We start from the raw sequence: 13,657 nt of genomic DNA on the forward strand, positions 1-13,657 counted from the left end.
CTCAGGTAGGCGCGAAGGCCCGTCTGGTCAAGATTTCCGACCTTTGCGGTGGGGCTTTAGACCGCTTCAGGGCCCTGTTCCGGAATGGCGCGCGGCTTCCGGTTTTCATCGATAGCCACATAGGTGAAGACGCCTTCGGTCACGCGGATGACAGTGTGGGAGGCGCGCGGACGCTTCCAGGCCTCGACATGGACGCGGATCGAGGTGCGGCCGAGGCGCAGGACCTTCGCATAGATCGAGATTTCGTCGCCGACCGAGACCGGCTGGTGGAAGACCATGCCGTCGACCGCGATGGTGGCGCAGCGGCCGCGCGCCAGGTCGAAGGCCGGGGTCGAGCCGGCGAGGTCCATCTGGGCCAGAAGCCAGCCGCCGAAGATGTCGCCCTCTGGATTGGTGTCGGCCGGCATGGCGATGACGCGCACGACCGGTTGCTGGTCGGGAGCCTGAAGCGGGGTTTCGGGTTGGAAGATGTCGGTCATGGGATCCGCTTTACGCCTGCCGGGCGGGACGGCAAGCCAACTCGGGTTTCAGATTATCACTGATCACCTAGCCCTGCGCGTTCCGGATCGCCGCCGCGCCCGCGAACGGCGCGATGACGGCGGCGAACAGGGCGTAGGCGGCCAGAAGGGCGAGCGCCGGGCCGGGCGGCAGGCCCTGAACCGCCCGGGCCAGGGCGCCCGAACCGAACACTACCGGCGGAATGAACAGGGGCAGGACGACGACGGCGATCAGCAGGCCGCCGCGCTTCGCCCCCAGCGCCAGGGCCGCACCCAGCGCCCCGGTGAAGGCGAAACCCAGTCCGCCCAGAGCCGCCGCGAGCGCCGTCAGGGGCGCGAGATGCAAGGGCTGGCCGAGCGCCAGCGCCGCCACGGGCGCGGTAAGGGCCAAGGGCAGGCCGGTGGCGATCCACTGGCTTAGCGCCTTGATCACGAAGACGGATTCCAGCGGCAGGTGGCCGGTGGCCAGAAGATCGAGCGCCCCGTCTTCCAGATCGCGTTCGAACAACCGTTCCAGCGACAGCAGGGACGACAGGGCCAGCGCCAGCCAGGCGACACCCGCCGCGACCGGTGCGAGGGTCTTGAGCTCGCCGCCCGCCGCCAGCGGCAGGATGGCCGTCAGACAGGCGAAGAAGGCGCAGGCCAGCAGTGGCCCGCCGCCGCCGCCCCAGGCCAAGGACAGCTCCCGCTCGAACAGGACCCGGGTGGCTCCGCGCAGACCGGGCGCACGCGGCTCGGCCGGGCCGGGCTCGGGCCGCTCCGGCTTCGGGTCGTTCCATTTCGGCAGTCTGGGTTTGCCGCTCACGCCAGCCCTCCCAGATCGAGCGTCCGCACGGGCATGGGCAGGGCGTCGTGGACGGCGGCGAGGATCAGGCCGTCGGACCGCAGATGGCGCTGCATCGCCTCGGCGAAGACGGCGCGCCAGCGGGCGTCCAGCGGCCCCATGGGCTCGTCCAGCAGCCACAGGGCGCGCGGCGATCCGACCAGACGACCGAGCGCCAGCCGACGGCGTTGTCCCGCCGACAGCTTGCGCACCTCAAGATCCAGCAGGGGTTTGAGGCCGAAGGTCTCGACCGCCTCATCGACGCCGTCCTGAGTGTGGCCCAGCCAGTCGCACTGGAAGGCCAGTTCGTCCCGCGCCGTGCGCGCCCCCTTGAGCCCGTCCAGATGGCCCAGCAGATGGACCTCGCGCCCTCTCGCCTCGCGCGGATCGAGCCGGTTGCGGTCGCCGTCGTGGAAGATGATTTCGCCGGCGTCCTGCCGGATCAGCCCGGCGACGGCGCGCAGCAGGGAGGTCTTGCCCGCCCCATTGGCCCCGACGAGGGCGCAGACCTCACCGGCCTGAAGTTCGAAGTCCAGTTCACGGAACAGGACCCGCTCCCCACGGACGATCGAAAGGCGGCTCAAGCTCAGGGAATGGATCACTTTTTGCGACCCGTTATCAATGTCCCCACGCAGGACGTGGATACATGGACTGTATACATCTGCGGAGCTATAGCCCCCCGTGCCGCAGCAGGCTTTCGCCGCGCGCGTCGGGGACCTGTGTGACCCGGCGTCTGTCGCGCGGAGGCGCAACCGGATTGTCGGGCGGCGTACACCAGAGGAAGACTCTCCATGCCGTCGAATGACAGCCTCAAGACCCGTCAGGACCTTACCGTCGGGCGCAAGAAATACGCCTATTACAGCCTTCCCGCCGCCGAGGAAGCTGGTCTGGCCGGGATTTCCCGTCTGCCGCGCTCGATGAAGGTGCTTCTCGAGAACCTGCTGCGCAACGAGGATGGCGTCTCGGTCACCGAGGACGACCTGAAAGCCGTCGCCGCCTGGATCGAGAACAAGGGCTCGGTCGAGCACGAGATCGCCTTCCGCCCGGCCCGCGTCCTGATGCAGGACTTCACCGGCGTTCCCGCCGTCGTCGACCTGGCCGCAATGCGCGACGCCATGACCGCACTGGGCGCCGACGCCTCCAAGATCAACCCGCTGAACCCCGTCGATCTGGTCATCGACCACTCGGTCATGGTCGACAATTTCGGCACCTCGAAAGCCTTCGGCCAGAACGTCGAGCGCGAGTATGAGCGCAACATCGAGCGCTACAACTTCCTCCGCTGGGGTTCGTCCGCCTTCGCCAATTTCCGCGTCGTTCCGCCCGGCACCGGCATCTGCCACCAGGTGAACCTCGAAAACCTCGCCCAGACCGTCTGGACGCTGGAAGAGGGCAAGAAGACCGTCGCCTATCCCGACACCGTCGTCGGCACCGACAGCCACACCACCATGATCAACGGCCTGGCCGTTCTGGGCTGGGGCGTCGGCGGCATTGAGGCTGAAGCCGCCATGCTGGGCCAGCCGATCCCGATGCTGATCCCGGAAGTCATCGGCTTCAAACTTACCGGCCGTCTGCCGGAAGGCGCGACCGCGACCGATCTGGTCCTGACCGTCACCCAGATGCTGCGTAAGAAGGGCGTGGTCGGCAAGTTCGTCGAATTCTTCGGCGACGCCCTGACCGGCCTGACCCTGGAAGACCAGGCGACCATCGCCAACATGGCCCCGGAATATGGCGCCACCTGCGGCTTCTTCCCCGTTTCGCAAGCCACCATCGACTTCCTGACCGCCACCGGTCGTGACAAGGCGCGCGTCGCGCTCGTCGAAGCCTATGCGAAGGCGCAAGGCCTGTGGATCGACGAGAACTCGGAAGATCCGATCTTCACCGACACCCTCGAGCTGGACCTCGCCTCGGTCGTCCCGTCGCTGGCCGGTCCGAAGCGTCCGCAGGACCGCGTCGAACTGACCACAGCCGCCCCCGAGTTCGAAGGCCACCTGACCGGCACCTTCGGCCGTCCGTCGGACGCCCCGCGCTATGACGTCGAAGGTGAAAAGTTCACCGTCGGCGACGGCGACGTCGTCATCGCGGCCATCACCTCGTGCACCAACACCTCCAACCCGTCGGTCCTGATCGCCGCCGGTCTGGTGGCGCGCAAGGCCAATGCGCTGGGCCTCAAGGCCAAGCCCTGGGTCAAGACCTCGCTGGCTCCCGGTTCGCAGGTCGTCACCGACTATCTGAACGACGCCGGCCTTTCCAAGGATTTGGACGCGCTGGGCTTCAACCTGGTCGGCTACGGCTGCACCACCTGCATCGGCAACTCGGGCCCGCTGGCCCCGTCGATCTCGAAGTCGATCAACGACAACGCCATCGTCGCCACCTCGGTCCTGTCGGGCAACCGCAACTTCGAGGGCCGCGTGAACCCCGACGTCCAGGCCAACTACCTGGCCTCGCCGCCGCTGGTCGTGGCCTACGCCATCGCCGGCTCCATGCGCATCGACATCACCAAGGACCCGATCGGTCAAGACAAGAAGGGCAAGGACGTCTTCCTGAAGGACATCTGGCCGACGTCGCAGGAAGTCGCCGACATCCAGCGCAAGTCGGTCACCCCGGCCATGTTCGCCAAGCGCTACAAGGACGTCTTCAAGGGCGACAAGCACTGGCAGGCGATCAAGATCGAAGGCGGCCAGACCTATGACTGGGACGCCGAGTCGACCTACGTCCAGAACCCGCCCTACTTCGAGGGCCTGTCGATGGACCCGGCTCCGGTCACCGACATCGTCGAGGGCCGCGTCCTGGCCATCTTCGGCGACTCGATTACCACCGACCACATCTCCCCGGCCGGTTCGATCAAGTCCTCGTCGCCCGCCGGCGCCTTCCTGATCAACCACGGCGTCGACCCGCTGGACTTCAACGGCTACGGCGCCCGCCGCGGCAACCACCAGGTCATGATGCGCGGCACCTTCGCCAACATCCGCATCCGCAACAAGATCACCCCGGACATCGAAGGCGGCGTGACCAAGCACTTCCCGTCGGGCGACACCATGTCGATCTATGACGCGGCCATGCGCTACCAGTCGGAAGGCCGTCCGCTGGTCGTCTTCGCCGGCAAGGAATACGGCACCGGCTCGTCGCGTGACTGGGCCGCGAAGGGTACGAAGCTGCTGGGCGTCCGCGCGGTCATCGCCGAAAGCTACGAGCGTATCCACCGCTCCAACCTGGTCGGGATGGGCGTGGTGCCGCTGCAGTTCAAGGCCGACGGCTGGCAGAAGCTGGGTCTGACGGGCGAGGAAATCGTCACCGTCCGCGGCCTGTCGGACGTCAACATCGGCAAGCTGAAGCCCCGTCAGGATCTGTGGGTCGAGCTGTTCCGCCCGTCGGACGGCAAGATGGCCCGCTTCCCGGTCCGCTGCCGCATCGATAACCAGACCGAGCTGGACTACTTCCGCGCCGGCGGCGTCATGCCCTACGTCCTGCGCAACCTCGCGGGCGGCGGCGCCACCCCCGAAGCCGAAACCATCGCGGCCGAGTAATCGGCCTCAGCGGTTTGAAATGAGAAAGGCCGGTGGAGCGATCCACCGGCCTTTTTTCGTGTCTGTGATGTCGGGTGGGTCTGAGGCCTGAACCCTGAACCCAAATCCGTCATCCTCGGGCTTGTCCCGAGGACCCAGCGTTTAGCAATCCAGACGGCGATGATCCTGCCGCATCGACAATGCGGTTGAGGTCCGCGTTCGCATCCGCCATGGGCCCTCGGGACAAGCTCGAGGGTGGCGGGGATATATTCGATCTGAACCGCGGTTGCGGTCACCCCATCGGCGGCGGGCCGGCGAGGACGTCGCGTTTGCCGGAGTGGTTGGCGGGGCTGACCACGCCTTCCTGCTCCATCCGCTCGATCAGGGAGGCGGCGCGGTTGTAGCCGATCTGCAGGCGGCGCTGGACATAGGAGGTCGAGGCCTTGCGGTCGCGGGTGACCACGGCGACGGCGCGGTCATAGAGGTCGTCGCCCGAGGAGCCGCCCTCATCGCCGCCCATGGCGTTGTCGCCGTCGCCGTCCGGATCGTCGGTGATCAGATCCAGATAGTCGGGCTCGGCCTGGGCGCGCAGGTGGGCGCAGACCGCCTCGACCTCGCCGTCGGTCACGAACGGACCGTGCAGACGGGTGATGCGGCCGCCGCCGGCCATATAGAGCATGTCGCCCTGCCCCAGCAGCTGCTCGCCGCCCTGTTCGCCCAGGATGGTGCGGCTGTCGATCTTGGACGTGACCTGGAAGGAAATCCTCGTAGGGAAGTTCGCCTTGATGGTGCCGGTGATGACGTCGACCGACGGGCGCTGCGTCGCCATGATCAGGTGGATGCCGGCGGCGCGGGCCATCTGGGCCAGACGCTGGACAGCGCCCTCGACGTCCTTGCCGGCGACCAGCATCAGGTCGGCCATCTCGTCCATGACCACGACCAGATAGGGCATGGGCTCGGGGCGGATCTTCTCGCTCTCGTAGATCGGGCGGCCCTGTTCGTCGAAGCCGGTCTGGACCGTGCGCTCGAAATGCTCGCCCTTCTTCTGGGCCTCGACCGCGCGTTCGTTGTAGCTGGCGACGTTGCGGACGCCGAGCTTGGACATGCGGCGATAGCGGTCCTCCATCTCGCGCACCGTCCATTTGAGGGCGACAACGGCCTTCTTCGGATCGGTGACGACGGGCGCCAGCAGGTGCGGGATGCCGTCATAGACCGACAGTTCCAGCATCTTGGGGTCGATCATGATGAAGCGGCATTCGGCCGGCGACAGGCGATAGAGGATCGACAGGATCATGGCGTTGACCCCGACCGACTTGCCGGAGCCGGTGGTGCCCGCGATCAGAAGGTGGGGCATGCGCGCCAGATCGGCGACATAGGGCTCGCCGCCGATGCTTTCGCCCAGCGCCAGAGGCAGGATGTGCGACGGCTTGGCGTATTCGCCCGAGGCCAGCAGGTCGCGCAGATAGACGGTCTCGCGCTTGGCGTTGGGTAGTTCGATGCCGATGGCGTTACGGCCCTGAACGACCGAGATGCGGCAGGCGCGGGCCGACATGGAGCGGGCGATGTCGTCCGACAGGGCGACGACCCGGCCGTGCTTGACCCCGGCGGCGGGCACCAGTTCGTACAGGGTGACGACGGGACCCGGGCGGATCTGGTCGATGACGCCCTTGACCCCGAACTCGGCTAGGACGCCTTCCAGCATCTTGGCGTTCTGCTTGAGGGAATCCTCGTCGATCATGCCGACGCGGGCCTGGGGCTTGGCCAGCATGCCGAGCGGCGGCAGATCGAAGTCGCCTTCCGGCCGGTCGAAGACGAAGGCGCCCTGATCCGGGTCAGCGTTGTTTTTCGCGGGCTTGGGCGTCTTGGGGGCGGCGACGCGCGGCTCGACGGCGGCGGCGAGCGAGGTCGGGGCCATCGGCGCGGCCTCTTCCCACGGCGGGCCGTCGTCGGCATAGGCGGCGTCGGCTTCATCGGGAGAATAAGCGGCGTCGGGAGCCGGCTCCGGGGCCATCGACGCCCGGGTCGAGACTTCCGGAGAGGCCGTGGCCATCCGTTCGGACTGGCGCTCGGACTGGATGGCGGCGGCCTCGGTCATCGGCTTGGGCCGAACGGCGCGCGGCTTGCGCGGCGCGGGGACGGGTTGAGGATCGGGCTGGCGGCGCAGGGTGGAGCCCCAATGCAGGGCTTCGGAGAAATCGGTCAGGCGCACGCCCACGGCATAGGCGCAGGCCCAAAGACCCAGACCCGCGAACAGCAGGCCCACTATGGCGCGGGCGCCCGGGATCCTGAGCGCATGCAGGCCGGCGGCGGTCAGGCCGGTGAAGGCGTCGCCCCACAGACCGCCCATTCCCGTCGCCAGAGGCCAGGCGGCGGGCGCGGCCAGGGCCGAAAGCGCGGCGGACAGCAGAAGCACCCCCGCCGAGGCCGACAGGGCCTTCAGCGGCGTCGGCTTGAGCCGTTGCTGGATCGCCTCGCCGATGGCCGTGGCCAGGCCGAAGGCGATCAACAGCACCGTCATCGGCCAGGCGGCCAGACCCACAGACTGCATGGCCAGATCGGCGAACAGGGCGCCATTGCCGCCCAGCCAGTTGGTCGCGCTCGTCGAGGATGCGGCGTTCAGGCTCGGATCGGCCGGATTCCACGAGATCAGGGCGACCAGAAGCAGGGCCGCGAGCAGGGCCTGCAACACGCCCCGGAACCGCACCACGAAGGGCGCGTCCCACAGGATGCGGGCGCTGGACCAGGCGCGATTGCCGAGGATCAGGACGGCGGACATGGGCAGGCGAACTCCGGACGAAACGGTCTCTTCGCCGTTGTCGCCCGAGGGTGGTTAAGGGGGCATTTACCAAGCCACGCTTGCAGGGGTTCGCCTGTGGACCTTCTGACCTCTGGACGCAGGACGCTCGGAGCGCGACAAGCGGGGCATGAGCACGCCTTTCACCCATGATGTCATCATCGCCGGCGCCGGCATGGCCGGGGCGACCTTCGCCTTGGCGGCGGCGCAAGGGGGGCTGAAGGTGGTGCTGGTCGATCCCCAGCCGTTTTCGGCCCAGCTGGCCCCGACCTTCGACGGCCGCTCGACCGCCGTGGCCTATGCGACCTTCCGCATGTTCGGCGCACTCGGCGTCGGTGAGGTCTTACGACCCCACGCCTGCCGGATGGACCATATTCTGGTGACCGACGGCCAAAGGCCCGGCGCGGCCGCCCACCGCCCCCTTCCCGCCTACCTCCGCTTCGACGCCGCCGAGATCGGCGACCAGAACGGCGACGAGCCGCTGGGCTATATGGTCGAGAACCGCCGCATCCGCACGGCCCTCGCCGAGGCGGTGACCGCCGCCGGGATCGAGGTGCGGGCGCCCGTTTCGGTGACCTCGGTGGAGACCGACGGCTTCGGCGCGACCGTGACCCTGAGCGACGGCGACGTATTGAAGGGCTCGCTGGTCGTCGGCGCCGAGGGGCGGGCCTCGGTCGTGCGCCGCGCCGCCGGTATCGGCACGGTCGGCTGGGGCTATGGCCAGAGCGGGGTGGTGGCCACGGTGCGTCTGGGCCGGCCCCACGGCGGGGTGGCCCACGAATATTTCCTGCCCGGCGGCCCCTTCGCCATCCTGCCCCTGACCGACCAGCGCGCCAGTCTGGTCTGGACCGAAACCACCCGCCGCGCCGAGGCGCTGAAGACGGCGTCGGACGAGGCCTTCAACGCCCATCTGATGCGCCGCTTCGGAGAGTTCCTCGACGGCGCCGTCCCTGAGGACCCTCGCTTCGTCTATCCGCTGTCGCTGGAGCTGGCCGAGAAACTGACCGCGCCGCGCACCGCCCTGCTCGGCGACGCGGCCCACGGGGTGCATCCTGTCGCGGGCCAGGGGCTGAACATGGGGCTGAAGGACGCCGCCGCCCTGGCCGAGGTGCTGATCGAGGCCGTGCGGCTGGGCGAGGATTTCGGCTCCGAGATGGTGCTGGACCGTTACGCCCGCTGGCGCCGGTTCGACAATGCGGCCCTCGCGGCCGGTTTCGACGGCTTCGTGCGCCTGTTTTCCAACGATCTGCCGCCCGTGCGGCTGGCGCGGGATCTCGGCATGGCGGCCGTCAACCGCATCGGCCCCCTGCGCCGCGCCTTCATGCGCGAGGCCGGCGGCGCCACGGGCGATCTGCCGAGGCTGCTGCGCGGCGAAGCGGTCTAGCGTCTCTGCCCCGTCGCGTAGCGATGGGGAGGCGGCTCCGAGCGCTTCGCGAGGAGACGGAGGGGCTCTTGATCCCCCGACGGCGGGGACTGCAGAGCTCCTCCACCGCTTCGCGGTCCCCCTCCCCCTGCGTGGCGAGGAGACGCGGCTTAGCCCCGCTTCGAGGCCTTGCGGAAGGCGGGCTTGGCCATGGCCGCGCTCTTGGCGCCGGCGGCCTTCTCCGGATGCTGGCCGGGCTTGAAGGCCGGGCCGCCAGCCCCGGTGGCGTTCGCCTTCTTGGCGGCGAGGACGCGTTTCAGGGCTTCGGCGGCGGTCTCAGGCTTGTCGGTCATGCGGATACCCTAGCACAGACTGCGGTCAGCCGCGCATCAGGCGGCGGCAGAGGTCGTCCAGCTGCTCCAGCGAGCCGTAGCGGATGGTGATTTCGCCCTTGCCGCCCTTGTCGGCCAGCTGGACCTTCAGGCCCAGGGCGTCGGCCAGATCCTGCTCCAGCGCCTGAACGTCGGCCGAGCCTTCGCCCGAGGTCGCGGCGGGCCTCGACGACGCAGGCTTCGGGCCCTCGGCCGCGCGGCGGGCCAGGGCCTCGGCCTGACGGACGTTCATGCCTTCCTTGAAGACCTGTTCGGCCAGCTCGCCGGGGTTGGGGGCGGTGATCAGGGCGCGGGCGTGACCGGCGGTCAGCTTGCCATGACGGACATACCAGAGGACTTCTTCCGGCAGTTGCAGCAGGCGCAGGGTGTTGGCGACATGGCTGCGGCTCTTGCCGACGACGCCGGCGACCGTGTCCTGGGTCCGGCCGAAGCGCTCCATCAGCATCCGGTAGGCGTCGGCCTCTTCCAGCGGGTTCAGATCGGCGCGCTGGACGTTTTCAATGATTGCGACCTCGAACACCTCGACGTCGTCCATTTCGCGCACGACGATCGGCACTTCGGTCAGGCGGGCGGCCTGGGCGGCGCGCCAGCGCCGTTCGCCGGCGATGATCTGCCACATGCCATCCTGACCCGACTGGGTGCGGACGAGGATGGGCTGGAGGATGCCCTTGTCGCGGATCGAGGCGGTCAGTTCGTCGAGGTCTTCCTGGGTGAAGATCTTGCGCGGCTGATCCGGGTTGGGCTTGAGGCTTTCGATAGGGGCCGTCTGGATGCCGGCCGCTTGCGCGCCCGAAACAGGCACGGCTTCCGCGGCGTTTTCGCCCAGCAGGGCCGACAGGCCGCGGCCCAATCCTCTTTGACGTTCAGACAAGTCTTTGTTCCGTTTTTTCTATTGTTTTCAGGCGGCGGCCGGTTCGGCGCGGCGGCGGCGTTCGCGGCCGACCACCTCCTTGGCGAGGCGGAGATAGGCCTGGCTGCCGGTGCATTTCAGATCGTAGATCAGCACCGGCTTGCCGAAGGACGGCGCCTCCGACACCCGGACGTTCCGCGGGATGACCGCGTCATAAACCTTGTCGCCGAAATGGCCGCGCACATCGGCGGCGACCTGGCCGGACAGGGCGTTGCGGCGATCGTACATGGTCAGGACCAAGCCCTGGATTTCCAGCGCCGGATTCAATGATTGACGGACCATGTCGATGGTTTTCATCAACTGTGTCAGCCCCTCCAGAGCGAAGAATTCACACTGCAACGGCACCAGCACGCCGTCGGCCGCCGCCATGGCGTTCAGCGTCAACAGGTTCAGCGAAGGCGGACAATCAATCAGGACGTAGTCATAGGGCTCCGGGTCATACCCGGTACGACCGTTGGCCTGCGCCTCCAGCGCATCGCGCAGACGATAGGAACGGCGGTCCGCCTGGCTCAACTCGATTTCCACGCCCGACATGTCGGCGTCGGCAGGGATGATATGCAGACCCGGTACGGCCGTCGGTACTGCCGCGTCGTGGATCGAGCGGCCGTCGACGACAACGTCATAGATGGTGATCCGGCGCGTTTCACGTGGAACACCCAGCCCCGTGGAGGCATTGCCCTGAGGGTCCATGTCTACGATCAGAACCTTTTCGCCGATTGCGGCCAGGGCCGTGCCCAGATTGATCGCGGTCGTCGTCTTGCCGACCCCGCCCTTCTGGTTGGAGACGGCGAGGACGCGGGTCTTCTTTTCGGACTCAGGCATGTTTACGCTTTTGGGGGCCACGGCGAAGGGTCCTGACGGTGACGATACGACCGCGGGGATCGCTGCGGGAGACGGAGAGGTCAGCCTCCAGATGCCAGACCTTGGCCGCTTCCCGCAACTCCGCCTCGGCCTTCTCTCCCTTGAGAAACACAGCTTGTGCACCGCGAGAGAGGTAGGGCTGTGCATAACCCAGAAGCTTCTCCATCGAGGCAACGGCGCGGGCGGTAACGACGTCCACCGTGACCGACTGCTCCTCGGCGCGCCCCCAGATGACGGTCGCCGGCAGGGCCAGTTCGTCGACGATCGTCTGCAGGAACCGGCAGCGTTTCTGCAGGGAGTCGATCAGCCAAACATGCGCCCCGGGCCGACCCTTCAACAAGATGGCGAGGACCACACCCGGGAAACCGGCTCCGGCCCCAAGGTCGGCCCAAGTCCTGGCCTCGGGCGCCAAATTCAGCAACTGGGCCGAGTCCCAGGCGTGACGGTTCCAGAAGTCGGGGATGGAGTCCGGCCCGACGAGGTTCATGACTTCATTGGCCTCGGTCAGCCGCTCGAGGAAGACGGCGAGGTCGGCCATGCGCTCCGGCGCGGCGCCGGTCAGGGTCTGGAATTCGGAAGGCGTCATGTCAGGCGGCGGCTTCGGTCCGCGCGCCCTTGCGGACGTGGGACAGCAGCGCGGTCAGGGCTCCGGGCGTCATGCCTTCGATCCGGCCCGCCTGCCCCAGAGTTTGCGGCTGGATGAGAGACAGCTTCTCGCGCACCTCGTTCGAGAGACCGCCGATGGCGCCATAGTCGAGATTGCGCGGCAGCTTCAGCTGTTCCTCACGGCGCAGGGCCTCTGCGTCGGCGGCCTGACGGTCGAGATAGCCGGCATAGCCCGCGTCGATCTGGACCTGTTCCCGGACGGCGGCAGACCAGCTGGCGATGGCCGGATGCTGGGCCTCGAAGGCGGTCAGGTCGACGCCGGGATAGGCCAGCAGATCGCGCATCGACCGTCGCTGACCGTCGGAGTTGACGGCGATGCCGAGGGCTTGCGCCTCCTTCGGGGTGTATCGGGTCTCGCGGGCGAGGGTCATGGCCTCGCCCAGGGCGGCGGCCTTGGCCCCGAAGGCGCTCGCTCTTTCACGTGAAACAACGCCCGCCGCGATCCCGATCGGGGTCAGCCGCTGGTCGGCGTTGTCGGCGCGCAGGGTCAGACGATATTCGGCCCGGCTGGTGAACATCCGATAGGGCTCGGTGACTCCCCGGGTCACCAGGTCGTCGATCATCACCCCGATATAGGCCTGGTCGCGGCCGAGGATGATGGGATCCGAACCGGCGGCGGCGCGGGCGGCGTTCAGGCCGGCGATGAGGCCTTGCGCCCCCGCCTCCTCGTAGCCCGTGGTGCCGTTGATCTGACCGGCCAGATAGAGGCCGGGCCGCCGCTTGACCTCCAGCGCCGGGGTCAGTTCGCGCGGGTCGACGTAGTCGTATTCGATGGCGTAGCCGAAGCGGAAGACCTCGACCGTCTCCAGCCCCGGCATGGTGCGCAGGAAGGCCAGCTGGGTCTCCGGCGAGACCGAGGTCGAAATCCCGTTCGGATAGACGGTCGGGTCGTCCAGACCCTCGGGCTCGAGGAAGACCTGGTGCGAGGTCTTGTCGGCGAACCGGACCACCTTGTCCTCGATCGAGGGGCAGTAGCGCGGCCCGCGGCCGGTCAGATGGCCGCCATAGACGGCGCTCTCGCCGAGGTTGGCGGCGATGATCCGGTGTGTCTCTTCATTGGTCGAGGTGATGCCGCAGGCGATCTGGGGCACCTCGATCCGGTCGGTCAGGAAGCTGAAGGGCACGGGCTCGTCATCGGCGGCCTGCATCTCCAGCCAGTCCCAGCCGATGGTGCGGCCGTCGAGGCGGGCGGGGGTGCCGGTCTTGAGGCGACCCATCTGCAGGCCAGCCCCATAGAGGTCGGCAGCCATTCCGGTCGAGGGGTCCTCGCCGTGACGTCCCGCCGGAATACGCTCGTCACCGCGATGGATGACGCCGTTGAGGAAGGTGCCCGTGGTCAGGACGACGGCGGCGGCGCGGATCTGTTCGCCGCCGAGGGTGGTGACGCCGACGACGCGGTCGCCGTCCATGATCAGGCCCTCGGCGGTGCCGGCCATCAGGGTCAGGTTTGGAGTTCGGGCCAGCTCGGCCTGCATGGCTTCGCGATACAGACGGCGGTCGATCTGGCTGCGCGGCCCTTGGACGGCGGCCCCCTTGGAGCGGTTCAGCAGGCGGAACTGGATGCCGGAGACATCGCCCAGCCGGCCCATGACGCCGTCCAGCGCGTCGATCTCGCGCACCAGATGGCCCTTGCCCAGACCGCCGATGGCCGGGTTGCAGGACATCTCTCCCACCGTCTCCAGCTTCTGGGTGAGCAGGAGGGTGCGGGCGCCGGCGCGCGCCGAGGCCGCCGCGGCCTCACAGCCGGCGTGGCCGCCGCCGATGACGATGACGTCGAAATTGTTGGGATTGGGCATGGCGCGGGACATAGTGGAAATGGGCTCGAAAATCTACCGAGGGCGGCGTTTC

At 68.1% G+C, this 13,657-nt stretch carries 11 protein-coding genes; 2 read left to right on the top strand and 9 right to left on the bottom strand.

What is annotated here, in order from left to right:
- Positions 1–56: 56 nt before the first annotated feature.
- The 3 genes from IFJ75_RS17070 to ccmA all read right to left on the bottom strand — a co-directional run bounded on the left by IFJ75_RS17070 (position 57) and on the right by ccmA (position 1,922).
- On the bottom strand, positions 57–479 hold the full coding sequence (locus IFJ75_RS17070) for an acyl-CoA thioesterase (RefSeq protein WP_207869741.1): 423 nt from the start codon (positions 477–479) through the stop codon (positions 57–59).
- Between the two features lie 67 nt (positions 480–546).
- Positions 547–1,215, bottom strand: coding sequence for a heme exporter protein CcmB (ccmB, locus tag IFJ75_RS17075; protein WP_207932662.1), 669 nt, complete (start codon positions 1,213–1,215; stop codon positions 547–549).
- 83 nt (positions 1,216–1,298) lie between these two features.
- Positions 1,299–1,922 carry a heme ABC exporter ATP-binding protein CcmA gene (ccmA, locus tag IFJ75_RS17080; RefSeq protein ID WP_207869743.1) on the bottom strand — a complete coding sequence of 208 codons (624 nt, stop codon included), beginning with the start codon at positions 1,920–1,922 and terminating at the stop codon, positions 1,299–1,301.
- A 189-nt stretch (positions 1,923–2,111) separates the two neighbouring features.
- Between ccmA and acnA the strand changes: the two genes are divergently transcribed.
- Positions 2,112–4,844 carry an aconitate hydratase AcnA gene (gene acnA / locus IFJ75_RS17085; protein ID WP_207869745.1) on the top strand — a complete coding sequence of 911 codons (2,733 nt, stop codon included), beginning with the start codon at positions 2,112–2,114 and terminating at the stop codon, positions 4,842–4,844.
- A gap of 271 nt (positions 4,845–5,115) precedes the next feature.
- Here the strand turns inward: acnA and IFJ75_RS17090 are convergent, their stop codons facing one another.
- On the bottom strand, positions 5,116–7,599 hold the full coding sequence (locus IFJ75_RS17090) for an FtsK/SpoIIIE family DNA translocase (protein ID WP_207869747.1): 2,484 nt from the start codon (positions 7,597–7,599) through the stop codon (positions 5,116–5,118).
- Between the two features lie 148 nt (positions 7,600–7,747).
- On the opposite strand from IFJ75_RS17090, the gene IFJ75_RS17095 reads away from it, so the two are divergent.
- Positions 7,748–9,001 (top strand): UbiH/UbiF/VisC/COQ6 family ubiquinone biosynthesis hydroxylase, encoded by a 1,254-nt coding sequence (locus IFJ75_RS17095; RefSeq protein ID WP_207869749.1) that lies wholly within the window; start codon positions 7,748–7,750, stop codon positions 8,999–9,001.
- Positions 9,002–9,150: 149 nt separating this feature from the next.
- On the opposite strand, the gene IFJ75_RS17100 is transcribed toward IFJ75_RS17095, so the two are convergent.
- Genes IFJ75_RS17100 through mnmG form a run of 5 tightly spaced genes read right to left on the bottom strand, consistent with a single transcriptional unit; the run spans position 9,151 to position 13,617 of the window.
- The gene (locus IFJ75_RS17100; RefSeq protein WP_207869751.1) at positions 9,151–9,333 is read right to left on the bottom strand and encodes a hypothetical protein; all 183 of its coding nucleotides are present in this window, start codon (positions 9,331–9,333) and stop codon (positions 9,151–9,153) included.
- A gap of 25 nt (positions 9,334–9,358) precedes the next feature.
- Entirely contained in the window at positions 9,359–10,243 is an 885-nt protein-coding gene (locus IFJ75_RS17105) for a ParB/RepB/Spo0J family partition protein (RefSeq protein WP_207869753.1), read from the bottom strand.
- A gap of 27 nt (positions 10,244–10,270) precedes the next feature.
- Complete coding sequence (locus tag IFJ75_RS17110) at positions 10,271–11,104, bottom strand: ParA family protein (RefSeq protein WP_207869755.1); 834 nt, start codon at positions 11,102–11,104, stop codon at positions 10,271–10,273.
- Entirely contained in the window at positions 11,097–11,681 is a 585-nt protein-coding gene (rsmG, locus tag IFJ75_RS17115) for a 16S rRNA (guanine(527)-N(7))-methyltransferase RsmG (protein ID WP_404822059.1), read from the bottom strand. Before rsmG ends, IFJ75_RS17110 begins: the two co-directional genes overlap by 8 nt.
- Before the next feature lie 49 nt (positions 11,682–11,730).
- Positions 11,731–13,617, bottom strand: coding sequence for a tRNA uridine-5-carboxymethylaminomethyl(34) synthesis enzyme MnmG (gene mnmG / locus IFJ75_RS17120; protein WP_207869759.1), 1,887 nt, complete (start codon positions 13,615–13,617; stop codon positions 11,731–11,733).
- Positions 13,618–13,657: the final 40 nt, after the last annotated feature.

Origin of the sequence: Brevundimonas goettingensis (assembly GCF_017487405.1) — a bacterium.
Classification (GTDB): domain Bacteria; phylum Pseudomonadota; class Alphaproteobacteria; order Caulobacterales; family Caulobacteraceae; genus Brevundimonas; species Brevundimonas goettingensis.